This is a genomic window from Campylobacter peloridis LMG 23910, from assembly GCF_000816785.1.
GTDB lineage: Bacteria > Campylobacterota > Campylobacteria > Campylobacterales > Campylobacteraceae > Campylobacter_D > Campylobacter_D peloridis.
The window spans coordinates 1,175,230-1,198,871 of record NZ_CP007766.1; the positions used below are offsets into that span (position 1 = coordinate 1,175,230).

At 28.0% G+C, this 23,642-nt stretch carries 25 protein-coding genes; 17 read left to right on the forward strand and 8 right to left on the reverse strand.

The window, feature by feature from the left end:
- Window position 1: 1 nt before the first annotated feature.
- The 7 genes from CPEL_RS05785 to yajC are packed head-to-tail and all read right to left on the reverse strand — an operon-like array spanning window position 2 to window position 7,461.
- Entirely contained in the window at window positions 2-1,369 is a 1,368-nt protein-coding gene (locus tag CPEL_RS05785) for a hypothetical protein (protein ID WP_044598990.1), read from the reverse strand.
- On the reverse strand, window positions 1,369-1,863 hold the full coding sequence (gene lptE, locus CPEL_RS05790; protein WP_044598991.1) for an LPS assembly lipoprotein LptE: 495 nt from the start codon (window positions 1,861-1,863) through the stop codon (window positions 1,369-1,371). The genes CPEL_RS05785 and lptE overlap by 1 nt, the downstream gene beginning before the upstream one ends.
- A complete protein-coding gene (leuS, locus tag CPEL_RS05795; RefSeq protein WP_044598992.1) occupies window positions 1,860-4,289 on the reverse strand; it encodes a leucine--tRNA ligase in 2,430 nt (809 codons plus the stop codon). Before leuS ends, lptE begins: the two co-directional genes overlap by 4 nt.
- An 8-nt stretch (window positions 4,290-4,297) precedes the next feature.
- A complete protein-coding gene (locus CPEL_RS05800) occupies window positions 4,298-4,639 on the reverse strand; it encodes a DUF6394 family protein (RefSeq protein WP_044598993.1) in 342 nt (113 codons plus the stop codon).
- A 2-nt stretch (window positions 4,640-4,641) separates the two neighbouring features.
- Window positions 4,642-5,613 (reverse strand): protein translocase subunit SecF, encoded by a 972-nt coding sequence (gene secF, locus CPEL_RS05805; protein ID WP_044598994.1) that lies wholly within the window; start codon window positions 5,611-5,613, stop codon window positions 4,642-4,644.
- Window positions 5,613-7,193 (reverse strand): protein translocase subunit SecD, encoded by a 1,581-nt coding sequence (gene secD / locus CPEL_RS05810; RefSeq protein WP_044598995.1) that lies wholly within the window; start codon window positions 7,191-7,193, stop codon window positions 5,613-5,615. Before secD ends, secF begins: the two co-directional genes overlap by 1 nt.
- Window positions 7,186-7,461, reverse strand: coding sequence for a preprotein translocase subunit YajC (yajC, locus tag CPEL_RS05815; protein ID WP_044598996.1), 276 nt, complete (start codon window positions 7,459-7,461; stop codon window positions 7,186-7,188). The genes secD and yajC overlap by 8 nt, the downstream gene beginning before the upstream one ends.
- Here yajC and CPEL_RS05820 point away from each other — a divergent pair.
- Window positions 7,431-8,747 carry an apolipoprotein N-acyltransferase gene (locus CPEL_RS05820; RefSeq protein WP_044598997.1) on the forward strand — a complete coding sequence of 439 codons (1,317 nt, stop codon included), beginning with the start codon at window positions 7,431-7,433 and terminating at the stop codon, window positions 8,745-8,747. The two genes, yajC and CPEL_RS05820, sit on opposite strands and share 31 nt — an antisense overlap.
- A gap of 17 nt (window positions 8,748-8,764) precedes the next feature.
- On the opposite strand, the gene metK is transcribed toward CPEL_RS05820, so the two are convergent.
- The gene (metK, locus tag CPEL_RS05825) at window positions 8,765-9,958 is read right to left on the reverse strand and encodes a methionine adenosyltransferase (protein ID WP_044598998.1); all 1,194 of its coding nucleotides are present in this window, start codon (window positions 9,956-9,958) and stop codon (window positions 8,765-8,767) included.
- A 125-nt stretch (window positions 9,959-10,083) separates the two neighbouring features.
- On the opposite strand from metK, the gene sstT reads away from it, so the two are divergent.
- From sstT to fliE, 16 genes are all read left to right on the forward strand, one after another.
- Window positions 10,084-11,310, forward strand: a complete 1,227-nt coding sequence (gene sstT, locus CPEL_RS05830) for a serine/threonine transporter SstT (protein WP_044598999.1) — start codon at window positions 10,084-10,086, stop codon at window positions 11,308-11,310.
- A 9-nt stretch (window positions 11,311-11,319) separates the two neighbouring features.
- Window positions 11,320-12,198: an aspartate carbamoyltransferase catalytic subunit gene (locus CPEL_RS05835; RefSeq protein WP_044599000.1), complete on the forward strand. Its 879-nt coding sequence runs from the start codon at window positions 11,320-11,322 to the stop codon at window positions 12,196-12,198.
- A 4-nt stretch (window positions 12,199-12,202) separates the two neighbouring features.
- Window positions 12,203-13,924, forward strand: coding sequence for a M3 family oligoendopeptidase (locus tag CPEL_RS05840; protein ID WP_044599001.1), 1,722 nt, complete (start codon window positions 12,203-12,205; stop codon window positions 13,922-13,924).
- Window positions 13,917-14,363: a hypothetical protein gene (locus CPEL_RS05845; protein WP_044599002.1), complete on the forward strand. Its 447-nt coding sequence runs from the start codon at window positions 13,917-13,919 to the stop codon at window positions 14,361-14,363. The genes CPEL_RS05840 and CPEL_RS05845 overlap by 8 nt, the downstream gene beginning before the upstream one ends.
- Window positions 14,360-16,423, forward strand: a complete 2,064-nt coding sequence (locus CPEL_RS05850; protein WP_044599003.1) for a UvrD/REP family helicase — start codon at window positions 14,360-14,362, stop codon at window positions 16,421-16,423. The genes CPEL_RS05845 and CPEL_RS05850 overlap by 4 nt, the downstream gene beginning before the upstream one ends.
- Window positions 16,420-17,238, forward strand: a complete 819-nt coding sequence (locus CPEL_RS05855; protein ID WP_044599004.1) for a pseudouridine synthase family protein — start codon at window positions 16,420-16,422, stop codon at window positions 17,236-17,238. Before CPEL_RS05850 ends, CPEL_RS05855 begins: the two co-directional genes overlap by 4 nt.
- Complete coding sequence (csrA, locus tag CPEL_RS05860) at window positions 17,232-17,459, forward strand: carbon storage regulator CsrA (RefSeq protein WP_044599005.1); 228 nt, start codon at window positions 17,232-17,234, stop codon at window positions 17,457-17,459. Before CPEL_RS05855 ends, csrA begins: the two co-directional genes overlap by 7 nt.
- A complete protein-coding gene (locus CPEL_RS05865) occupies window positions 17,456-18,208 on the forward strand; it encodes a 4-(cytidine 5'-diphospho)-2-C-methyl-D-erythritol kinase (RefSeq protein ID WP_044599006.1) in 753 nt (250 codons plus the stop codon). The genes csrA and CPEL_RS05865 overlap by 4 nt, the downstream gene beginning before the upstream one ends.
- Window positions 18,209-18,211: 3 nt before the next feature.
- The gene (gene smpB, locus CPEL_RS05870) at window positions 18,212-18,667 is read left to right on the forward strand and encodes an SsrA-binding protein SmpB (protein WP_044599007.1); all 456 of its coding nucleotides are present in this window, start codon (window positions 18,212-18,214) and stop codon (window positions 18,665-18,667) included.
- A gap of 9 nt (window positions 18,668-18,676) precedes the next feature.
- Complete coding sequence (locus CPEL_RS05875) at window positions 18,677-19,294, forward strand: thioredoxin domain-containing protein (protein WP_044599008.1); 618 nt, start codon at window positions 18,677-18,679, stop codon at window positions 19,292-19,294.
- The gene (locus CPEL_RS05880; protein ID WP_044599009.1) at window positions 19,278-19,571 is read left to right on the forward strand and encodes an ATP-dependent Clp protease adaptor ClpS; all 294 of its coding nucleotides are present in this window, start codon (window positions 19,278-19,280) and stop codon (window positions 19,569-19,571) included. Before CPEL_RS05875 ends, CPEL_RS05880 begins: the two co-directional genes overlap by 17 nt.
- Window positions 19,568-21,697, forward strand: coding sequence for an ATP-dependent ClpAP protease, ATP-binding subunit ClpA (locus tag CPEL_RS05885; RefSeq protein WP_044599010.1), 2,130 nt, complete (start codon window positions 19,568-19,570; stop codon window positions 21,695-21,697). Before CPEL_RS05880 ends, CPEL_RS05885 begins: the two co-directional genes overlap by 4 nt.
- Window positions 21,672-22,313, forward strand: a complete 642-nt coding sequence (gene aat / locus CPEL_RS05890; protein ID WP_044599011.1) for a leucyl/phenylalanyl-tRNA--protein transferase — start codon at window positions 21,672-21,674, stop codon at window positions 22,311-22,313. Before CPEL_RS05885 ends, aat begins: the two co-directional genes overlap by 26 nt.
- 90 nt (window positions 22,314-22,403) lie before the next feature.
- Window positions 22,404-22,835 carry a flagellar basal body rod protein FlgB gene (gene flgB, locus CPEL_RS05895; protein WP_044599012.1) on the forward strand — a complete coding sequence of 144 codons (432 nt, stop codon included), beginning with the start codon at window positions 22,404-22,406 and terminating at the stop codon, window positions 22,833-22,835.
- A 10-nt stretch (window positions 22,836-22,845) separates the two neighbouring features.
- Window positions 22,846-23,340: a flagellar basal body rod protein FlgC gene (gene flgC, locus CPEL_RS05900; RefSeq protein ID WP_044599013.1), complete on the forward strand. Its 495-nt coding sequence runs from the start codon at window positions 22,846-22,848 to the stop codon at window positions 23,338-23,340.
- A gap of 5 nt (window positions 23,341-23,345) precedes the next feature.
- Complete coding sequence (gene fliE, locus CPEL_RS05905) at window positions 23,346-23,642, forward strand: flagellar hook-basal body complex protein FliE (RefSeq protein WP_044599014.1); 297 nt, start codon at window positions 23,346-23,348, stop codon at window positions 23,640-23,642.

A 23,642-nucleotide genomic window follows, 5' to 3' on the forward strand; every position in this document is an offset into this window, starting at 1 on the left:
ATTATGCTTTATTAATTAATTCTTTTAAAATATCGTTTTCATGAAAATCTTTTTTTTCTATACATGCAGTTGCAATTGAAAGCTTTACTATATCATCTTTATAGATAAATTTATAATCATCGATGAGTTTTAATGCTTTTTCTATAAAAATTTGAGCATATTCTAAATTTTTTCCAGGAAGTATAATCAAATAAGAATTTTCATCTAAAATCCAAATTTCTTCCATATCCTTACATAAATCTTTTAGAATTTTTTTAAATTTCTCACTAATAGTTTTAAAACTATCAATGCCATATGTATTAATAACATATTCGATATTGCTAATTTTAAAAAAACTCAAAGAATAATTAACCGCATATAATTTATAATTTTCATCTAACTTTTTAAGCTCTTGTGCAAGACTCCACTGCTCTCTTTGTTCATCATCGCTTGTAGCTTGAATTTGAGTTTTTATCTGTGCAATTTGTTCATTAGCATACAAAAGTTTGTCTTTTAAAATATCAAAATTAACCTGCACATTCCCGTTTTCATCTTTTGTTAAAGTGTTGATAAATTTAACATCCTCTTGACTATTATCATAAAGCTTAGAAACCATCTCATTTAAACTTTCTAAATGCTTATTAAAAAAAGAAAGATTTTTTTGTATATAGTATCGATCTATAGCTTCTTTTTTTTGCATCATTAAATAAAATTCATGAGCAAATTCTTTTCTTGATATCAATCTTGGATTCTCTTTTAATTTCTCTTTAAAAAGATCAATTTCTTTACTATCTCCAAATAAAGGTTCTAAAGCTAAAAGTAAAAGCTCTGCTTGTTTTTCATACGAACGCTCTTTTAGCATAAAAATTAATTTTTCAACTAAAGAATGAAAATCCAAAAAAGATCTAATGCCAATTTCTTCTAGTTTTTTTATCAACTCACTATCTTCATAATGCTTGTTAAATTCTCTCCATTTTGCACGCAAAAGATAAATAGTTTCTATATCCATAGCTTGAGATAATCTATGTTGAGTAATTTGAACTATTTCTTTTATCTTTTTGTCTTTACTAATATTAAGTTGTTGGATTATAAGTTCAAGCAATGCAAACACATCTTCGTATTTTTTGCTAACTTGTCTATTGAGCCTAGAAACTAAAAACATCAAAAACTCATCAATAGTATGTATACTTTTTCTTTTTAATTCTTGTTTGTAAATTTCATCTAGTAAATTAGTGTATTTTTCAATTCTAGCTTTATTAAAACTCGCAACACCAGCTTTTTTAGCACATTCTTCAAAAACCTCACTATAATTTTCTGGAGTTGGATATAATTTACGCTCTTTTAATTTTATTAATGTTTCTTTTGCAATCTCATTAATATGGCTTGCCATCAATACCCTCTAATTGCTATGATAGAAATAAACTCATCAAAAGCTTCGCTAGAAGCATTTTTTATTGCTTCAAATCTTGCTTGATCGCTGATGATAGAATTTGGACTAATGTCAAAATTATAACTTCCTTTTGTATTTATAATTTCTTTTTTTCCATTTTTATATTGTAAGATAAATTCTAAATAAAGCTCTGCTTTATAATTTACCACATAGCCATTTCTATCATATACCATAGGAGTAAAATTCAATTTTTTCATGGTAACTACGATAGAACTATTTGCACTATGTTCATCTACAATTTTACGACCTAGTTTATTTAGCATTGCTTCTCTTAAAATATCTGTAATATATACACTATTTTCAGGATCTTGCTTGCTAATATTAATCTTTAAAAAAACATTTTCCCCTAAAACTTTGTTAGCCATTTGTGAAGATGGGATATACCCACAAGCTACCAAAAAAAAGCTTAAGAAAGAAAATAAATATTTTTTCATTTTATCACCAAATTTAATAATTTTTTATCTACATATATTTCTTTAACAATTTCTTTTCCATCAAGCCATTTTTTAACATTTTCTTTTGCTAAATTTATTATTTCATCTTTGTTTAAAGAATTATTTAATTCAATTTGAGCTCGTTTTTTACCATTTATACTAATTACAAATTCAAAACTATCTTTTACAAATACTTCATCTTTTAAAGGTATTTTTCTAAAATTTTCACATTTAAACAAATAATCACTAAGCTCAAAACAAACATGAGGAATTATAGGTTCTAAAACATTTAAAATGATATAAAATCCTTCTTTTAATAAATCTTCATTATTTATAGCATTTAAAGCATTAAAAGCTTCCATACAAGAAGCTATTAAAGTATTAAAAGCATAAGTTTGCTCATAAACTTCACTTGATTTTTTCAAAGCTTCATAAACTTTTGCCCTTGCATATTTTTCTTCTTTATTTAAAGAATTTTGATCTATATCTTTTAAAGATGCATTACTTAAATTCATAGCTTTTTCATATAATTTATTTATAAATCTATAAGCTCCTTCTAAAGCACTATCATTCCATTCTAATTCTTTTGCAGGTGGAGCTGCAAAAAGTATAAATAATCTTGCGCTATCAGCTCCATATTTTTCTATAATATAATCAGGATCTACAACATTACCTTTAGATTTGCTCATCTTAGCACCATCTTTAGTAACCATTCCTTGAGTTAATAATCTATCAAAAGGTTCATCATCTTTTAAATATCCTAAATCTCTTAAAACTTTTTGAAAAAATCTTGCATAAAGCAAATGAAGTATAGCATGTTCTATTCCGCCAATATATTCATCAACATTCATCCAATAATTAGCACTTTTTTCATCTATTGCTTTTTCTTTCCAAGTTTTATTATCACTTGCAAAACGAGCAAAATACCAAGAACTTTCAAAAAAAGTATCTAAAGTATCACTTTCTTTGCTTGCTTTTTTTCCGCATTTTGGACATATACATTCTTTCCATTTTTCATGTTTATCTAGTGGATTTCCTTCTCCATTTATAATTACATCATCTGGTAAAGTTATAGGTAAATTTTCTATTTTTTGAGGAACAACTCCACAATTTTCGCACTTAATCATAGGAATAGGCGCTCCCCAATATCTTTGTCTTGATACGCCCCAATCTCTAATTTTAAAATTAGTTATTTCTTTTCCTATTTTTTCATTTTCTAGTTTTTGTATTATTAATTTTCTTGCTTTATTGCATTCTATGCCATCAAATTCAGCACTATTGATTAAAATTCCTTCTTTTAATACAAAAGGTAATTTATCATTGTCATCTTTTTTTATTACTTGTTTTATAGTTAAATTATATTTTTTAGCAAATTCAAAATCTCTTTCATCATGAGCTGGAACACTCATAATAGCACCACTTCCATAATCATTTAATACAAAATTAGCAACCCAAACAGGAATTTTTTCATTTGTTAAAGGATGTAATGCATAAATACCTAAAAAATATCCTTCTTTTTCAGAACTTTGTCTTTGTCTTGGAGTTTGATTTTGCATATTTTTTATTTTTTCTATTACATTATCATCTAAATTTTTATTATTAATTAAATCTAAAACTATATTATGTTCAGGTGCTAAAGCTATGTAAGAAATTCCATATATAGTATCTGCTCTAGTTGTAAATACATTTATACTTTCTTGCTGAATTTTATTATTTTTTTCAAGTTTTAAATCAAAGCTAAGGCCTTTGCTTTTTCCTATCCAATTTTCTTGCATAATTAATACTTGATTTGGCCATTTACCTTTTAATTTTTCCAAATCTTTTAATAATTCATCAGCATAAGCAGTTATTTTCACATAATAACCTGGCATCTTTTTTCTAACTACTTCATGATTACAACGCCAACATTTTCCATCTTCAACTTGCTCATTAGCTAAAACGGTTTTATCATTTTCACACCAATTAACCTCAGCTTCTTTTGTATAAATTAAACCTTTTTCATACATTTTTATAAAAAATTCTTGTTCAAATTTTGTATATAAAGGATCAGAAGTGGCAAGCATTTTATCCTTAGAAAAAGAAAAACCTAAAGAAAATAACTCATTTTGCATATAATCTATATTATCATAAGTCCATTTCTTAGGATGAATTTTATGCTTTATAGCTGCATTTTCAGCTGGCATCCCAAAGCTATCAAATCCTATAGGATGCAATACATTAAAGCCTATTTTTCTATAATATCTTGCCATTGCATCACCAATAGCGTAATTTCTAACATGTCCCATATGAATTCTTCCACTAGGATAAGGAAACATAGATAAAATATATTTTTTAGGCAAAGAATAATCATCTTTTGGTTCAAAATATTTATTTTCTTCCCAAATTTTTTGCCATTTTTTTTCTATTTCTTTTGCAACATAAGCCATATTAACTCCTAGTTTTCTTCATGAGTTTTTACAGAATCAACTATAACTAATATCATAGAAAAAATATTAGCTATTAAAGCCCCTATAGCTAAAGTATAAACCATTACATTAGCTTCTGGATTAATTTGTATCAAAGCAAAAGCTGGAATTAAATGCAAATCAGCCACTAAAGAACTTGCAAATAATTCAGCTGCTAAAAAATTTCTAACTCCAATTTTTAATAAAGTAGAAATCAAATTCACACAAGCTGCAATAAATAATGCAACTTCATTTTGATCATATAAAAATCCTGCAGTTGTTGTTAAACTCATTAAAGCAAAAAATATATATATAACCTTACCCCAATTCATTTTTATATCGTTCCTTTTTCATACATTGCTCTTAGTTTTTCTTTTTCTTGCTTTTTTTTGACTTTTTCTAATTCTTTTTGACGATACCCAGCAACACTAAATTTAAACCATAAAAGTGCTGGACTTGCTACAAATATAGAACTTGCTGTTCCTGCTATAATCCCTACTATCATAGTTAGAGCAAAACCTTCTATCATTGAACCACCAAAGAAATAAAGAACAACAACAGTGATTAAAGTTAAACCTGTAGTTAAAGTTGTTCTTGATAAAGTCGCAGAAACTGACTCATTAATAATTAAATCAAGTTTTGAATTTTTACTTGTTTTAATCCCTTCTCTTATTCTATCAAAAATAATAATAGTATCATTTAAAGAATAACCAAGCACGGTTAAAACTGCTGCTAAAATATCTAAATTTACATCTATTTCAAATAAAGCAATAGCTCCTAAAGTAATGACAATATCATGAATTTCGCAAACTATAGAAGCCATAGCAAAACGCCACTCAAATCTTATAGCCAAGTAAATTAAAATAGCAATTAAAGAAATTCCAACCGCCATAAGTCCTTTATTACGCAGTTCATCTCCTACTTTTGGACCCACTACATCCACACGGCGTACTTCAAATTTACCTGTATCTTTTAATAAATTTGCAACACTTACTCCAATATCACTGCCCAAACTATCACTGCTTCCTGAAAAACGGATAATCACTTCATTTGCACTACCAAATTCAGTAACACTAGCACCTTTTAAATTTTCGTTTATAGACAAAGCTTTACGAATTTCAGCCAAAGGTGCTTTTTGTTCATATTGAAGTTGCACTAAAGTCCCACCGGTAAAATCAATACCAAAATTTAAACCCTTAGTAAAAAGGACAAAAATAGAACCAAAAAATAAAATGAAAGACAAAGAGATAGCTGCAAATCTCATTCTCATAAAATCATAAACATGTTTTTGACTAAAAAATTGCATCAAGGTCTCCTATATCCAAACCATAATCTTGTATTATTACTTTTTTCCATGCGATTCATAAACATTTCAAACATACCATGAGTTCCCCAAATTGCTGTTATCATAGAAACTAAAATTCCTATACTTAAAGTCACCGCAAAACCTTTTACTGCACCTGTTCCATAAGCATAAAGCACTACCGAAGTAATTAATGAAGTAATATTAGAATCCAAAATCGCACTCATTGCATGTTTATAGCCATTTTCTACACTTTGTCTTATACTAGCACCTTCTCGTAATAATTCTCTTATTCTTTCATTAATAATAACATTCGCATCAACAGCCATACCTACGGTTAACACAAGCCCTGCCATACCTGGTAAAGTCAGTGTAGCTCCAAACATAGCCATTACTGCTATAATAACTAAGATATTTGCAATTAAAGCAATATTAGCAAAAATTCCTGCTATACCATAATATATTATCATAAACGCAATCACCAAAATAGACGCACCTGCTAAAGCTATCATGCTCATTTTGATGCTATCAGCACCTAAAGATGGTCCTACGCTTCTTTTTTCAAGCATTTTAACTGGTGCTAAAAGTGCCCCACTTCTTAAAGCAATGGCTACATCATGAGCTTCTTCAACACTAAAGCTACCACTAATTTGCCCACTTCCTCCGCCTATTCTTTCATTGATTCTTGGAGCTGAATATACTTTATTATCTAAAACTATTGCAAGTCTTTTTCCTACATTACTTCCTGTGTAATCTCCAAATTTTTTAGCACCTTCAGAATTTAAAGTAAAATTAATCACTGGAAGATTATTACTTTGTCCAAAACCTACTTTTGCATCAGTAAGCATAGAACCATCAAGAATAGGTATGGACTTTACTAGATATTTAATTTGTGGATTTTTAGCATCTTCAAAAATCAAATCACCATACTCAGCAGCTTGAGCTGGAGTAAGATTATTTACCTGATCCATTCTTACATCATCTACTTCCATTAATTGCAAATGTGCAGCTTTAGCAATCAATTCTCTAGCCCTAGCTTCATCTGTAGCAGTCTTAATACCTGGAAGTTCTACTAATATTTTATCTTCACCTTGCTTTGCAACATTTGGTTCTGCAAGGCCAAATTGATCAAGTCTATTTCTTATAGTTTCAACAGCTTGCAAAATAGCTTGTTCATGAGTGAGTTTAATTTCTTCTTGAGTTAAAGATAGCGTGTAGTGTAAATTTTCATGTTTTATAGCTAAACCTTTGATATCTTTCAATAACAAATCAACTTTAGCTACATCATTTTCATCTAATAAACTAAATTCAATACTAGTATCATTTACTTTGATTTTATCCACTATAATATCTTCTTTATTGATAGAATAGCTAAGAGAAGAGGCTATGGATTTAATCTTTGATTTAACAGCCTCTTCTACTTCTACACCTAATAACATATGCAAACCACCTTGCAAGTCAAGCCCTAAATTTATTTTAGCTCCACTTTGAGTTTGCATAAAAGAAGGTATAGAAAAAATAAGTCCTATAAGAAAAACTACAAAGAAAATAATACTTCTATAAGTAATTTTTCCACTACGCATTAATTTTCTTTGCAATAAAATCTCTAGAAATTTTTACAACTACATTTTCATCATTAAGCTTAACTTTGATAAAATCTTCTTCTGGTTTTACCACCTCGCAAATTATTCCACCATTTGTGATGATTTTGTCCCCTTTTTCTAAGGATGAAACCATTAATTTATGGTCTTTTGCTTGTTTTTGTTGTGGTCTAATAACCAAAAAATAAAAAATCGCAAAAAGCACAATGAGAGGCAACAATGAAGTCCAAATATTTCCGTTTTCTGCCATTTCTTCCCCTTTTTTTTAAATTCATAAATTCTAATTCTACCACTTTTAAAATAATAAAAGCCTTTTTTTCTGCACTTTTATTATCAAATTTTATTTATTTTTCTTTTTTTGAAAATTTATTTTTTGAACTTATATCCCCATTTTTAAGTATATATGGTTTAGTTTTATTGCTAAGAAACAAAAGTAAAATTGGTTATTTTTATACAGGCTTTTTTACTGGAATTTTATGGTTTTGGTGGGTAGGATTATCTTCTATTTATTTTAATTTAACTTATTTAATTCCTTTAGAAATAATACTAATTGGTTTAATTTATGGAATCTTATTTCTAATATGTTTTTTTCTTAAATATGATTTTTTAAGACTATGTGGAATTTTCTTGCTTAGTTTTATACATCCTTTTGGTTTTGACTGGTTAAATTGGGGTGTTTTAAGTGTGTATGGTATCTTTGATGCAAGTTATCAAGGTGTTATAGCTATGTTTTTAATTGCTTATTTTTATTATGAAAGGTATATTTCAAGATACTATAAATTAGCTATTATCTTAATACTTATTTTAATTGGAGCTCAATATAATCAAAAACAATCACAAACATTAAATTTAGACTATAAATTAATTCAAACTAATATTTCTCAAGATCAAAAATTCATACAAGAGAATTTACAAATTCATTCTAAAGATATTTTTAACCAAATAAATCAAGCCATAAAAGAAGGTAAAGAGCTTATTGTTTTTCCTGAAACTGCATTTGCCTTTGCTTTAAATAAAGCTCCAAATTATCTACAGACTTTAAAAGAACTTTCAAAACAAATCATCATCATCACAGGTGCTATTAGCATCACACCAAACCATCTTTATAATAGCACTTATGTATTTGACAATGGCAACATACAAGTTTTTAACAAACATTATCTTGTACCTTTTGGAGAAGAAATTCCTATATTTAAAAACTTTTTTAAAAAATACCTTTTAGATATTGATGAATTTTCAAAAGGAAAAGAATTAAATCAATACAGCATAAACAATCAACTCATTACTAATGCTATTTGCTTTGAAGCTACTAAAGAAAAAATCTATAAAAATTCAAAAATTATCATAGCTACTTCAAATAATGCTTGGTTTAATTTTTCAAGTGAGTATAAATTACAAAAATTCTTAATGCAATTTTATGCAAATAATTATAATGTAAGCATATATCATGCAGTTAATGGAAAAGAAAATGCAGTAATTAAGCCAAAAGAAATATTAATTTTAAAGATAAAAGAAAAAATTTTTAAAGCAAAATGAAGCTTAAAAGCTTCATTTTACAATGCTTTAAATTCATCAATTGCGTCTAATTTTTCCCAAGGATAATCAGCTTGACCTACTTGACCACGCGCTGCAACATCAGCATATAAAAAAGTTTCTTTGCTAGGTTTATCAAGGTTGAATTTGTTTTTAATCCAATTTGGAGTTAATGGGAAAGTTTTCATTACAAAATCACTTAAAATATCATCATTTAATCTTGTATTTGTTCCCATACAATCCACACTTACAGAAGTTGGCTTAGCCACTCCTATAGCATAAGAAAGCTGCACTATACATTTTTTAGCAAGGCCTGCTGCGACGATATTTTTTGCTAGCCATCTTGCAGCATAAAGCCCACTTCTATCAACCTTAGTATAGTCTTTAGAAGATTGTGCGCCACCTCCTATTGGAGCATAACCGCCAAAACTATCTACTATAAGTTTTCTTCCTGTTAAGCCACTATCATGCAATGAGCTATGATTTACATATTTTCCAGTAGGATTGATTAAAATTCTTGTTTTTTCTGGGCAAAAAAGCTCTTTTGGTAAATTTGAATCCAAAATCAAATCCATCACCAAAGCTCTTAAATCTTCTATTTTCATACTTTCAACACAAGGAGCTGAAACTACAATAGTATGAATACTTTGTGGCTTGCAATTTTCAAAATTTTCTTTATTTACATAATCAATCGTAACTTGAGTTTTAATATCCACCCCAAGTTTGTCAGGATTGTTTTTTGCAAAATTATATACTTTATCACAAAGCATTCTTGCATAAGAAATCGCAGCTGGCATATATTCTTTAGCTTCATTACTTGCAAAACCAAACATAATTCCTTGATCGCCTGCTCCAATTTCTCCATCTTCTTGATCAACACCTTGATTAATATCAGGGCTTTGCTCGTTTAAAAACACCATCACATCAATCTCATCAGGGTGCAAGCATTGTTTTTTGCTAAAATGAGGATGGCCATCATAACCAATATCTGCTAAAGCTTTTTTTACGATATTTTCATAATCTTGTTTTTCTAATTTATGTTTAGATTTTATTTCACCACCAATAACAATCTTATTTCCTGCGACAAAAACTTCACTTGCAACTCTTGAATTTTTATCATGAGTTAAAAACTCATCTACTATAGAATCAGCTATAATATCAGCACATTTATCAGGATGCCCCGCACTTACAACTTCTGAAGTAAATAAATACATGATTATTCCTTATATATTAAAAAAATAATTTTAAATTCTATCAAAAATTAGCTTAAAAATTACAAAGCTTATTTAAGCTTTACTTTGATAGAATAAATAAAAATTATCACTACAAAAGGCTATAAATGAACTTATTCTCTTGTGCAATCAAACACTATAAAAATGGAAACCTTATTTTACAAATTTGCATAGGAATTATTTTAGGAATTTTAGTAGGCATGCTCTCTAAAGATTTAGCTGTATTTGCTAATATACTAGGTTCTTTATTTACAGGAGCATTAAAAGCTATAGCCCCTATTTTGGTATTTATTTTAATTTTAACAACTATTTGTACAAAAGAATTTAATCATGGTAGCGAAAAAATAAAACATATTATTTTCTTATATATTTTTGGAACTTTTTTAGCGTCTTTAAGTGCAGTTAGTATAAGTTTTATTTTTCCTGTAGAATTAATATTAACCGATATCGAAAAAGCTTCAACTACAAGTCCTACACATATAGGTGAAGTATTTAAAACCTTACTTTTTCAAATAGTAGATAATCCCATCCACGCTTTATCTTCAGGAAATTATTTAAGTATATTAGCTTGGGCTATAGGTGGTGGTTTTGCACTAAGACATTGCTCAAATGATGCAAAACAACTTTTTACCGACATTAACGAAGGAGTTTTAAAAATTGTTAAGTTTATAGTTAAGCTTGCTCCTTTTGGAATTTTTGGGCTTGTAGCAAATTCAGTTGCTCAAACAGGTGCAGCTGGACTTTTAAGCTATGTTAAATTATTAGTAATTTTAGTTTTAACCATGTTTTTTGTTGCTTTTGTAATTAATGCTTTAATTGTATTTGTTTACACAAAGAAAAACCCTTATCCTTTGATTTTTATTTGCTTAAAACATAGTGCTGTTTTTGCATTTTTTACTAGAAGTTCTGCAGCAAATATCCCTGTAAATATGGCTCTTTGCTCTAAATTAAATATCAATAATAACCTATATAGTATTTCTATTCCTCTAGGAGCTACAATTAATATGGCAGGAGCAGCTGTAACCATAGCTATATTAAGCCTTGCAGCAGCTCATACAGTAGGTATTGAAATTAATTTTTTACAAGCTATGCTTTTGAGTGTTTTAGCTGCATTTGCAGCTTGTGGAGCTAGTGGGGTTGCTGGTGGCTCGCTTTTACTTATCCCTTTAGCGTGTTCTTTATTTAATATTGATTATGACATAGCTATGCAAGTAGTAGCGGTTGGATTTATTATAGGAGTAATTCAAGATAGCGTTGAAACAGCTTTAAATAGCTCTACAGATGTTTTATTTAGTGCAATATGTTCGGATAATGAATTAAATTTAAAAATTTAAGGAGGACTTATGAGGCATTTAATTACTACAAAAGATTTTAACAATGATGAAATTTTGGCTTTATTTAAAGACGCAAAAGAATTCTTAGATGAAAAACCACGCACTTATTTAGAAGGAAAAAGTGTTACTACTATTTTTTTTGAAAATTCAACACGCACACAATCAAGCTTTGAAACATCCGCAAGAAGGTTAGGTGCTAAAGTTTTAAAATTAGATGTCTCAAGAAGTAGTTCTAGCAAAGGTGAAACACTTTTTGATACTGCTGCAAATTTAGATGCAATGGCACCAAATGCTATTGTGGTTAGACATAAAAACTCAGGCGTGCCTCATACTTTAGCAAATTACACTCATTGTCCTATAGTTAATGGAGGTGATGGCAAACACGCTCATCCTACCCAAGCTTTACTTGATCTTTTCACTATAATGGAACATTTTGATTATAATATTAAAGGTAAAAAAATAGCAATAGTAGGAGATATTAAAAATTCACGCGTTGCTGCTTCAAATTTAGAATTATTACCTCGTTTTGGTATAGATATTACTCTAGTAGCTCCTCCTCATTTTATGCCAAATTATCCTATAAAAAAAACAAATAAACTAAAAGAAATTATTGATGATATTGATATTATCATGAGTCTTAGAACACAGACTGAAAGACATAATATACCAACCTATGCATCGCTTAAAGATTATGCCAATGATTTTTGTATTAGTAAAGATTTGATAAAAGATAAAAATCTCATTATCTTGCACCCAGGTCCTGTACATAGAAATATTGACATTAGCGATGAAGTAATGGCCGATAAAAGATGTAAAGTTTTAACTCAAGTTAAAAATGGTGTTGCCATTAGAATGGCTGTATTAAAAAAACTTATTTTAGAAAGTTAAAATTATGCATAATTGGAATTTAAATATTTTATTTAAAGATGAGCAAGAATTAAATCTTTTTTTACAAAAAACCCAAGAAGAAGCTTGTGAATTTAAAAAACAATATGAAAATAATCTTCATAGTTTAAGCAGCGAGCAATTTTTACAAGCTTTAAAAAACTATGAAGAATTAATCTTAAAACTTTCTCACATACTAACTTATGTGTATTTAAATTTTGCTCAAGATACAACCAAAGGTGCTTTTTATGCAAAATACGAAAATTTAAGTAAAAAAATAGAAGAAAATCTTTTATTTTTTGAACTTGAATTTTGTGAACTAAAAGAAGAAAAAAACAAAAGTTTTATCGCTTTTTGCAAGGATTATGAGTTTTATTTACATAACCTTATCAAACACAAAAAACACAATCTTTCTAAAAAAGAAGAACGGGTTATGCTTATTTTATCAAGCACAGGCTCAAATGCATTTGCAAGATTATTTGATGAAACCTTTAGCGCTTTAAAATTTAATCTTGATGGGCAAAAATTAAGCGAAGAAGAAATTCTAAGCAAACTTTATGATAAAGATAGAATTATTAGAAAAAAAGCTTCAAAATGTTTTAGTAAAACCTTAAAAAAACAAAACAAACTCTTAGTTTATATTTTTAATATGATTAAAAGTGAACTTGCTAACATTTGCGAGTTAAGAGCCTATGAAAGCCCAGAAACCCCAAGGCATATAAGAAATCAAATTTCTAAAAAAAGTGTTGATGCGCTTATTAATGCTAGTGAAAATAGCTTTGATATTGTTTCTAAATTTTACAATGCAAAGAAAAAAATTCTAGGATATAAAAAGTTAAAAGATTATGATCGCTATGCACCTATTGGAAAGGAAATGCAAATTGAATTTAGCCAAGCAAAAAATATAGTTTTAAAGGCTTTTGAAAATTTTTCTAAAGATTTTTATACCATAACAAAAGAAGCTTTTGAAAACAACTGGATTGATGTTTATCCTAAAGAATTTAAACAAAGCGGGGCTTTTTCTCACTCAAGCACACCACTAAGCCATCCTTTCATACTTTTAAACTATACCAACCAAAGGCGTGATCTTTTTACTCTAGCTCATGAGTTAGGACACACTATACATCAAAAACTTTCTTACAAAGTAGGTTTTTTAAACCAAGATACACCTCTAACTACAGCAGAAACTGCTTCAGTGTTTGCTGAGATGTTGATTTTTGATTATATTAAAGAAAATTTAAACAAAGAAGAACTTTTGTCTTTATATGCAGCAAAAATTGAAGATATTTTTGCCACTCTTTATAGACAAATTAATTTTACTACTTTTGAGCGTAGATTTCATGCTAAAAAAGAAGAGCTTAGCGCTCAAGAACTAAGTGAAATTTGGCTTGAAGAATCAAGAAAAATGTTTCAAGATAGCGTAATTTTAAGTAAAAATTATGCTTTATGGTATTCTTATATACCACATTTTATACATTCTCCATTTTATTGCTATGCTTATGCTTATGCACAACTTTTAGTTTTAGCACTTTATGGCTTATATAAAAGTGGTAAATGCTCTAATTTTACTCAAATTTATATTGAATTTTTAAGTAGTGGTGGAAGTAAAAGCCCAAAAGAACTTGTAGCTATGTTTGGATTTGACATAGAAAGTGATGAATTTTGGAATATAGGTTTAAAACAAGTTAGAATACTAGTAGATGAATTTTTAAGGCTAAGCAATGATTGATAAAATTTTAAATAATAAAAATTTCATAACTTTAATGCAAAAAAGCATTTATGAGTGTTTACAAATTTTAACCCAAGAAGATATTGAGTTTAATATCATTGTAAATACAAAATTTGTTACACTTGAACCTCCCTTGCCACCAGAATTAGATGTTGTAAATAAAAATCCTTATTGTGTTTTTGCTCTTGGTGGATATACTTTTAAATCCATAGTTTTAACAAATGAACATATAGAATTTCATGCGGGTTTTGGGCCTGATGATTTTGCAACTTTTGTGAAAGTGGATTTGGGAGCAATTACTCAAATTCAAGTTGAAGATAATATTATTTTTGTCAATTTTTCTAATTATTCCAAAAAGCAAAATGATCAAAAACTAAAAGAAAAGTCTATGAATGCCTTTTTAAATAATCCTAAAAACAAAGATATATTTAAAAAATGAATTTACTTCAAGGGTTAAATGATAGCCAAAAAGAAGCTATCATGCATATTGATGGAGCTATGCTTATATTAGCAGGAGCAGGTAGTGGAAAAACAAAAACTATCACCACTAGACTTGCTTATTTGATTGATCATGTGGGCATTCCTGCGCAAAATACCCTCACACTAACCTTTACAAATAAAGCTGCTAGCGTAATGAAAACAAGAGCTTTAGCTCTTTTAAAAGATCAAAATTTACACAATCCACTTCTATGTACTTTTCATAAATTTGGTTTATTATTTTTAAGGCTTTATAGTGAAAGAATCAAAAGAGCAAATAATTTTGTTATTATCGACACTGATGATAAAAAGAAAATTTTAAAGGATTTAGCAGGTGAAAACATAAAAAACTCATTAGCAAGCATTGGAGCTTATATTTCAAATTTTAAAAATCAAAGCAAAAATGCTGAAGAAATTCGAAAAGAATTAGAATTTTTAAAAGATGAAAAAAGTAAAAACTACGAAGAAATTATTCATCTTTATGAGCAATATGAAAATTTTTTAATACAAAATAATTTTATGGATTTTGATGATTTATTAATGCTTACAAATAAAATTTTAGAAGATGAAAATTTTGCTAAAGAACAAAGCAAAATTTATCAATACATAACAGTAGATGAATATCAAGATACCAATGCTCTGCAATATCAAATTCTAAAAAAACTTTGTGCGTCTCATGAAAATATCTGTGTAGTGGGTGATGATGATCAAAGTATTTATGGCTGGCGTGGTGCTAAAATAGAAAATATCCTAAATTTCAAAGAACAATTTAACAATGTAAAATTAGTCAAACTAGAGCAAAATTATCGCTCAACAAATGCTATTTTACAAGCTGCAAACGAACTTATAGAACATAATAGAAAAAGATTAGGAAAAACACTAATTTGCACAAAGGATAAAGGTGAAGAAATAGAAATTTTACAAAATGATGATGAAAAAATTGAAAGTTTTAAAGTAGCAAAAGAAATTTCAAAACTTTTAAATTCAAAAGTTAATCCAAGTGAAATAGCTATACTTTATAGAGTTAATGCACTATCGCGTGCTTTAGAAGAAGCATTTAGCAAAGAAAAAATTCCTTTTAAACTACTAAGTGGAATTCGCTTTTATGAAAGAGCTGAGATTAAAGATATCATTTCTTATTTAAGATTACTCTCAAATTTAAATGATGATTATTCTTTTAAACGCATTATCAACCGCCCTAAAAGAAATTTTGGCAATGCAAGTTTAGAAAAACTAGAAAATTATGCTAAAGAAAATCATTTATCTTTGTTTGAAAGCTTATGTATTTTACAAGGAAGTGGATTTTTTAGTAAAAAAACAGATAAAGAAATAGAAAAATTTATATTAAGCATACATAAAATCAAAGAAAAAGAAGACTTACTTGGAATAATTTTATCTTTAGAAGATGAATTTAAAATCAAAGAATTTTATAAAGATAATCCAGAATCCGAAGATAAGCTTTTAAACATAGATGAACTATATGCTAATTTAAAAGATAAAATTTCTCATGGAAACTATGATACTTTAGATGATATTTTAAATGAAATATCTTTACTCAATGAACAAGATAGTTTAGATCAAGATAAAGTTTGTATTATGAGTATACATGCTAGCAAAGGACTTGAATTTGACTATGTTTTCATTATAGGTTTGGAAGAAGGATTTTTTCCACTCACTAGCGAATCAAGCAATATAGAAGAAGAAAGAAGACTTGCTTATGTAGCAATCACTAGAGCAAAGAAAAAACTTTATTTAAGCTATGCAAATTCTAGATTTTATAAAGGAAGTCGTGCAAGATTAGAAAAAAGTAGATTCTTTGGTGAAAGTAATGTGATGAAAAAAGAACTTACTTTAGATTATCAAAGTAGTTCTTATAAAAAGGGTGATTTAATTAAACATAAAATTTTTGGAATAGGTAGAGTTACAAGTGTAAGCAAAATAGGTGCTGAAGAAAAACTTACTATTAATTTTGGAGGCATAGAAAGAATGATTATGTCAAGTTTTGTGGAAAAAGTTATATGAATAAAATTTTTGTTGCTTACAAACCAAGTGATATAAGTTCAAACGCTTTTTTAAATAAAATCAAAAAAAGATACAAAATTAAAAAAGCTGGTTTTTCAGGAACGCTTGATCCTTTTGCAAAAGGAGCATTGCTTATAGCCTTTAACCAATACACAAAACTTTTTCGTTTTTTTAATAAAAATCCAAAAATATACAGAGCAACACTTTGGTTTGGAGTGCATTCTTTAAGTCTTGATAATCAAAACATTAAAGAAATCACTCTTGTAAATTCTTTTAAAAAAGAAATTTTAGAAAAAGTTAAAAATGAACTTTTGGGTAAAATCACTTATATCCCACCTGCATATTGTGCAAAAAAAATAAACGGAATAAGATCTTATGAGCTTGCTAAAAAAGGATATGAGGTAAATTTAAAACCATGTATTATGGAAATTTTTAATACAAAAATTTTACATTATAACCATCCGTTTTTAACCATAGAAATTGCCGTAAGTGAAGGTTCTTATATACGCTCATATTGTGAATTATTTGCTAGAAAACTCGGTGTTAATGCTACATTAAGCTCATTAGAGCGACTAAGTGAAGGAGAATTTATTTATGAAAACGAAAAAGAATTAAACCCTTTAGCTTATTTAAATCTTAGAAAAAATACGATAAAATACCCTCAAAAATTACATAATGGACAAAAAATTTTTTTGGACGATTTAGAAATTCAAGATGAAGGTAGTTATATTTTAGAAGAAAAAGATTTTTTTTCTATTATTTTTATTCAAGATAAACAAGTGCAATATTACTTAAATAAGGTTATAAAATGTTAATTTTGTCAAGAAAAGAAAATGAGAGTATAAAAATTGGAGATAACATAGAAATAAAAGTAGTTCAAACAGGCAAAGGTTATGCAAAAATAGGCATTGAAGCACCAAAAACACTAATGATTTTACGCAAAGAACTTATCGAACAAGTAAAAAGTGAAAATTTACATGCAATAAGTGATGAAAGAATCAAGCTTGATGATTTAAGTAAAAAGCTAAAAAAATGAAAGCTTATGCTAAGGCTAATATTTTTTTAAAAATCATTGGATTTGATTTACGCTCTTATCATTTATTACAATCGCGTTTTGTGTTGTTAAAAAATATTTTTGACGAATTAGAATTTAGTAATGAAAAATACAAAGATGGTTTTGAAATTATAGGGAATTTCACACAAGATACCATTATACATAAAGCTTATAATGAATTAGAAAATCTTGGCTATGCTAATCAATTGAAAGATTTTTTTAAAGACAAAAGCCTAAAACTTACAAAAAATATTCCAATAGGCGGAGGATTTGGCGGAAGTAGCACCGATGCAGTTACATTTTTATTGATGATTAATGAGGCTTTGAATTTAAAATTATCTCATCAAGATTTAGTAAATATCTGTCAAAAACTTGGGTCTGATTTAGTCTTTTTTTTAAGTGGTTATGAAAGCGCTAATGTAAGTGGTTGTGGAGAAATCATAGAATATTTTGAAGATGATTTTTATAATTTAAATTTCGTTTTTCCTTCTATTGAATGTTCAAGTGCTAAAGTATATCAAGCATTTGATAATAGTCAATATGATTTAAAAGCCAACTTGAAATTAGCAAAAACATTAAAAACATTAAAAACTAGCGAACTTTTAAAATTTAAAAATACAGATTTAAACGACTTGTTTGCTCCTTGTGTAAAAATTTATCCTAAAATGCAATTTTTCTTTGATAATGCTTATTTTTTAAGTGGAAGTGGAAGTGGAGTTTTTAAGGCTTAGATAATGAAAAAAACTATAGTTAAAAATAAAAAAGCTTTTTTTGATTATGAAATTTTAGAAAAATTTGAAACAGGCATCGTGCTAAAAGGCTCTGAAGTAGTTGCATTAAGAGCTTTTAGAGCTAATTTAAAAGATTCCTTTGTGCGTATTATTAAGGGTGAAATTTTTTTATTAAATGCTCACATCTCCCATCTTAGCACCACTCATTCTTTTTATAAACACGAAGAAAAAGGAGCTAGAAAACTTTTAATGCATAAAAAGCAAATTGATAAACTTTTTGGAAAAATTAGCACTCAAGGATTTACTATAGTTCCACTAGAGCTTTATTTTAATGAAAAAAATAAAGTAAAAGCTTTAATAGCTTTAGCCAAAGGAAAGAATTTGCACGATAAAAGAGAAAGTTTAAAGAAAAAACAAGCAGATCTTGAAGCAAGAGCTGCAATGAAAAATCACTATTAAAGGAAAAAAATGAAAAAATTTACTTACTTATTTTTAACATGTATTTTCGCAATTTTAATAAATGCTTGTTCAACAGAAGAAAGAATAGAAAATGATTTTGCTTTTGCAGAATACAAAATAAATGATGAAATTTTATTAAAAAGTGTCAATGGAGGTGAAAAAACACTAGTTAGAACGCAAAATGGCTTTGTGATCAAAGGCGAAGAGGATAAAATTTTAATGTTTGATTTTTTTGGAACCTTTTGCACCCCTTGTCAAGAAGAAGCACCTCATCTAACTAGCTTATGGCAAAAAAATGCTAAAAATTTTATAATCATTGGGCTTAGTCATTTTGAAAATGTAAGCGATCAGGCAGTAAAAGACTTTGCTATTAAATACGGTGCATATTATTTTTTAAGCAATTCTAAGGAAAATGATAGAATAATAGCTCAAGCTTTAAAAGATATAAACTATCAAAACATGGAACAGCTTCCTTTTAAAGTAGTTTTAAAAAATGGAAGCTATCAAGATTTAACAGATTTTTGGAATAAAGATTCAAAAAAATATGTCAAATACTACCTTGGTAAAGTTTCCACTCAAACTATGCAAGATGATATCACTAGGATATTAAATGAGTCTAAAAAATGAAGTTTTAGAGCAACAAAAATTAGCAGAACCTAAAATGTTTAAGGTTTTGCTTTTAAATGATGATGTTACCACTATGGATTTTGTTATTGAAATTTTGGTAAATATCTTTCATCATGATTTTGAAAAAGCTAGTGCTATTATGCTTGAAATTCATCATCAAGGAAGTGGAGTTTGTGGTATTTATACAGAAGAAATTGCTCTTAGTAAAAAACAGCAAGTTGATATGGCAGCAAAAATTAATAATTTTCCACTTCAAACAAGGATAGAAGAACAATGAAATTTAAAGAAACAATTGATTCATTTATTCCCAATGCTAAGCATCTAAGCTTTATCAATCATCATGAATTTATCACTTGCGAGCATTTGCTTTTTGCGGTAGTTAAACTAAGTAATGATTTTAAAAATTTGCTTGAAGAAATTGGCGATGGAGATTTGCAAGGTTTAGAAAATGAGCTAAAAAATTATTTGGCCAAAAACAATGAAATTTTAAAAAAAGAAATAGAACCTATTTTTTCTATTGTGCTAGAAAATATATTAGAAAAATTAAATTCAAAAAAACAAAATAGTGTAATTGATTTTATCATCGCACTTTGCAAAGAAGAAAAAGCTTATTCTTATAATATTTTAAAAAAACACCTAATAGAAGAAGAAAAAATAAAAGAATTATTACAAAATACTGAATTTGAAAATCTAAAAAATCACACTATTGAGTTGGTAGAACTTGCAAAAAAAGAAAAAATAGATCCTGTTATTGGTAGGAAATTTGAACTAGAAAGAATAATGCAAATTCTAAGCAGACGCAAAAAAAACAATCCAATTTTAGTAGGTGAACCAGGAGTTGGTAAAAGTGCTGTTATAGAAGGTCTTGCTTTAGCTATCGCTCAAAATAAAGTTCCAAATCATTTGAAAAATTCAAAGATTTATAGTCTTGATATGGCAAGCTTGCTTTCAGGAACAAAATATAGAGGAGATTTTGAAAAAAGACTAAAAGATATCATAAAAGAATTAGAAAATATCCCTAATGCTATTTTATTTATAGATGAAATTCATACCATAGTAGGAACTGGTGCAAGCAATGAAAGTCATGCAGATATGTCAAATTTATTAAAACCTGCACTAAGCAATGGTAATATAAAATGTATAGGTGCAACTACTTTTATAGAGTATAAAAATACCTTTGATAAAAACAAAGCTTTAAGTAGAAGATTTGCAAAAATTGATATAGATGAGCCAAGCGAAGAAGAATGTTTTTTGATTTTACAAGGTTTAAAAAATAAATATGAAAATTTCCATAAAATCAAATTAAGCGATGAAATTTTACAAACAAGCATAAAACTAGCAAAACAATTTTTGCATGATAAATTTTTACCCGATAGTGCGATTGATTTAATCGATGAGCTTGGTGCAAGCTTTGCCCTAGAAGACAAAAAAAGTAAAAAAATAGTAAAAATAAAAGATTTAGAAAATACCTTAGCAAGAATGACGCATTCTCATAAAATTTATGAAAGTGATCAAGGTAAAATTCTTAAGAACTTAGAGCATGATTTAAAACAAAACATCTTTGGACAAGATGAAGCCATTAAAGCTTTATGTTCTATTTTAAAACAAAGTTATGCAGGATTAAAAGGCAAAAATACCCCAAAAGGTGTGTTTTTATTTACCGGTTCAAGTGGGGTTGGTAAAACTGAACTTGCTAAAAATTTAGCACAAATTTTAAACCTTAATCTTGAAAGATTTGACATGAGTGAATACTCACAAAAACACGATGTAAGTAAACTCATAGGAACATCCGCTGGTTATGTGGGTTATGAAGATGGTGGTTTGCTTAGCAATAGTATTAGAAAAAATCCTTTTAGCGTAGTTTTATTTGATGAAATAGAAAAAGCTCATCCTGATTTAACTAACACTTTTTTGCAAATTTTTGATAATGCAAGTTTGACAGATAATAGCGGTTTAAAGGCTGATTTTAAAAATACTATTATCATTATGACTTCCAATTTAGGCTTAAAAGAAAGTAATGAACTTGGTTTTTTAAGCAGCGATAAAGAAAAAAACAATAAAGCTATAAAAGATTTTTTTGCGCCTGAATTTATAAATCGTATAGATAAAATCATACATTTTAATGATTTAAGTCAAGAGAATTTAGAGCAAATTGTTCAAAAAGAACTTGATTTAATGGCCACTAATTTAAAAAACATCTCTATAGATGCTGATAAAAAAGTAAAAGAATTCCTTGCTAAAAAAACCAATAATAAAGAATTTGGAGTTAGATTGTTAAAACGCATTATTGCTGAAGAATTAGGAGAAAGATTAAGTGATGAAATTTTATTTGGTAGATTAAAAAATGGTGGTAAATTAAAACTCAAACTTTCTAAAAATGAAAAAATCGAATTTGTATTCTAAATTATTAAAAAGTCCTGATGATGCACCTGTTTTTATTAGTGAAAAACTAGAAGTAAATTTCATACCTCATGCTTATAGTCTAGGACTTTTTCCATGGACTAGTAATCCTGTTACTTGGTGGTGCCCTTCTCCTAGAATGGTGCTTTTACCTGATGAAGTGCGTATACAAAAAAGCATAAAAAAAGCTTTAAAAACTTATGAAATAAGACTTGATTTTGATTTTAACTCGCTTATAAGTCATTGTGCAAAAAGAAAAAAAACTTGGATAAGTCAAGAATTTATACAAGTTTATACAAAACTTTTTGAGCAAAATTTAGCCCATAGTGTTGAAGTTTATGAAAATGATGTTTTAATTGGCGGTTTATATGGACTTATTATTGGCAAAATGTTCTTTGGTGAAAGTATGATAAGTCTTAAAAAAGATGCCTCAAAAATTGCCTTAATCAAACTCTGTGAAACACTAAAACCATACGATTTTTTAATAGATTGTCAAGTTCCAAATGATCATTTAAAATTTATGGGTGCAAAAGAAATTCTAAAAAAAGATTTTTTAAAACTACTTGAAGAAAAAGTTTCACTTGAAAGTGGCTTTAAAAATTTCAAAAATTTACTATAAAAAGATATACTTATAGCTAAGAAATCACATAAAAATTTTGGAATGATTTTTGCTTTTATTCTGTAAAAGCTTTATTTTAAAGGAAAAATTATGATAAGCCCTTTTAAGTCAAAAGAACTTATTGTCGATGCATTAGCTGGAAGAAACTTAAGAAGTCAAATGATTAATTCTAATCTTGCAAATGTCGATACCCCTTTTTATAAAGCAAGAGATATAGAATTTGAAACTGCTTTAGTAAATAGAGCAAATGAAATTTTCAAAAGAAAAGATACTAAAGAACTTGAACTAGCAAGTACTGATATAAACCATCAAAAACCTTGGAAGTTTCCAGATCCAAATAAATCTACTATTTATTTAAGAGACGGACATTTAGCAAGAAATGATGCAAATACCGTAGATCTTGATGTAGAAACTACAGAAATGAGTAAAAATACTATGATGATTACTGCTTTAGATGGTGTTTTAAGAAGGCAAAGTAATATTTTTTCAACCATCATAGAAACAAGTTCTAAATTAGGCTAGGAGAAAGATAATGGCTTATTTAAGTGATTTTGATATTAGTGGATACGGACTTAGTGCTCAACGCTTTAGAATGAATGTAATTAGCTCAAATATAGCTAATGCAAATACTACTAGAACAGCAGAAGGCGGGCCTTATAGAAGAAGAGAGGTAATTTTTAAAGCGACTGATTTTAATGAGCTTTTAAATAAACAAATTGCCAAAGATAATAATTTTTTAGAATATGAAAACCCACTAAATGATCCGGCTTCGCAAAAAGATGCAAAACCTGCTATAATGAGCGTGGTTGTTGATAAAGTTGTTAGAGATGATAAAGATTTTCGTATGAAATATGATCCTTCTCATCCTGATGCAAACGAACAAGGCTATGTTGCATTTCCAAATATAAATCCAGTGATTGAAATGGCCGATTTAATCGAAGCAACAAGGGCTTATCAAGCTAATGTAAGTGCTTTTACAAGCACTAAAACCATAGCACAAAGTGCTATAGATTTATTAAGAGGTTAATATAAATGAATACTATTAATAACATTAATCAATTAAATAATATCAATAACAAAACAAATAATAGTAACAACACAAATATTGGCGATGAATTTTCAAATTTATTGAAAAATTCAATTAACAATCTTAACAAAACACAAGAAACTGCTGAAGCTGCTATGGTAGATATTGCCACAGGAGAAGTAAAAGACTTACACCAAGCAGCAATAGCTATTAGCAAAGCTGAGTCAAGTATGAAATTTATGCTTGAGGTTAGAAATAAAGCTATAAATGCATATAAAGAAATTTCAAGAACACAAATTTAA

Coding starts and splice junctions, on each gene's coding strand:
- smpB (WP_044599007.1), top strand. CDS start 18,212: ATGAAAAAAACTATAGTTAAAAATAAAAAAGCTTTTTTTGATTATGAA.
- yajC (WP_044598996.1), bottom strand. CDS start 7,461: ATGGCAGAAAACGGAAATATTTGGACTTCATTGTTGCCTCTCATTGTG.
- leuS (WP_044598992.1), bottom strand. CDS start 4,289: ATGGCTTATGTTGCAAAAGAAATAGAAAAAAAATGGCAAAAAATTTGG.
- aat (WP_044599011.1), top strand. CDS start 21,672: ATGAAAAAATCGAATTTGTATTCTAAATTATTAAAAAGTCCTGATGAT.
- flgC (WP_044599013.1), top strand. CDS start 22,846: ATGGCTTATTTAAGTGATTTTGATATTAGTGGATACGGACTTAGTGCT.
- CPEL_RS05855 (WP_044599004.1), top strand. CDS start 16,420: ATGAATAAAATTTTTGTTGCTTACAAACCAAGTGATATAAGTTCAAAC.
- lptE (WP_044598991.1), bottom strand. CDS start 1,863: ATGAAAAAATATTTATTTTCTTTCTTAAGCTTTTTTTTGGTAGCTTGT.
- CPEL_RS05880 (WP_044599009.1), top strand. CDS start 19,278: ATGAGTCTAAAAAATGAAGTTTTAGAGCAACAAAAATTAGCAGAACCT.
- CPEL_RS05865 (WP_044599006.1), top strand. CDS start 17,456: ATGAAAGCTTATGCTAAGGCTAATATTTTTTTAAAAATCATTGGATTT.
- csrA (WP_044599005.1), top strand. CDS start 17,232: ATGTTAATTTTGTCAAGAAAAGAAAATGAGAGTATAAAAATTGGAGAT.
- CPEL_RS05885 (WP_044599010.1), top strand. CDS start 19,568: ATGAAATTTAAAGAAACAATTGATTCATTTATTCCCAATGCTAAGCAT.
- metK (WP_044598998.1), bottom strand. CDS start 9,958: ATGTATTTATTTACTTCAGAAGTTGTAAGTGCGGGGCATCCTGATAAA.
- CPEL_RS05800 (WP_044598993.1), bottom strand. CDS start 4,639: ATGAATTGGGGTAAGGTTATATATATATTTTTTGCTTTAATGAGTTTA.
- sstT (WP_044598999.1), top strand. CDS start 10,084: ATGAACTTATTCTCTTGTGCAATCAAACACTATAAAAATGGAAACCTT.
- CPEL_RS05785 (WP_044598990.1), bottom strand. CDS start 1,369: ATGGCAAGCCATATTAATGAGATTGCAAAAGAAACATTAATAAAATTA.
- CPEL_RS05820 (WP_044598997.1), top strand. CDS start 7,431: ATGAAGTCCAAATATTTCCGTTTTCTGCCATTTCTTCCCCTTTTTTTT.
- flgB (WP_044599012.1), top strand. CDS start 22,404: ATGATAAGCCCTTTTAAGTCAAAAGAACTTATTGTCGATGCATTAGCT.
- secF (WP_044598994.1), bottom strand. CDS start 5,613: ATGCAATTTTTTAGTCAAAAACATGTTTATGATTTTATGAGAATGAGA.
- CPEL_RS05845 (WP_044599002.1), top strand. CDS start 13,917: ATGATTGATAAAATTTTAAATAATAAAAATTTCATAACTTTAATGCAA.
- fliE (WP_044599014.1), top strand. CDS start 23,346: ATGAATACTATTAATAACATTAATCAATTAAATAATATCAATAACAAA.
- secD (WP_044598995.1), bottom strand. CDS start 7,193: ATGCGTAGTGGAAAAATTACTTATAGAAGTATTATTTTCTTTGTAGTT.
- CPEL_RS05835 (WP_044599000.1), top strand. CDS start 11,320: ATGAGGCATTTAATTACTACAAAAGATTTTAACAATGATGAAATTTTG.
- CPEL_RS05840 (WP_044599001.1), top strand. CDS start 12,203: ATGCATAATTGGAATTTAAATATTTTATTTAAAGATGAGCAAGAATTA.
- CPEL_RS05850 (WP_044599003.1), top strand. CDS start 14,360: ATGAATTTACTTCAAGGGTTAAATGATAGCCAAAAAGAAGCTATCATG.
- CPEL_RS05875 (WP_044599008.1), top strand. CDS start 18,677: ATGAAAAAATTTACTTACTTATTTTTAACATGTATTTTCGCAATTTTA.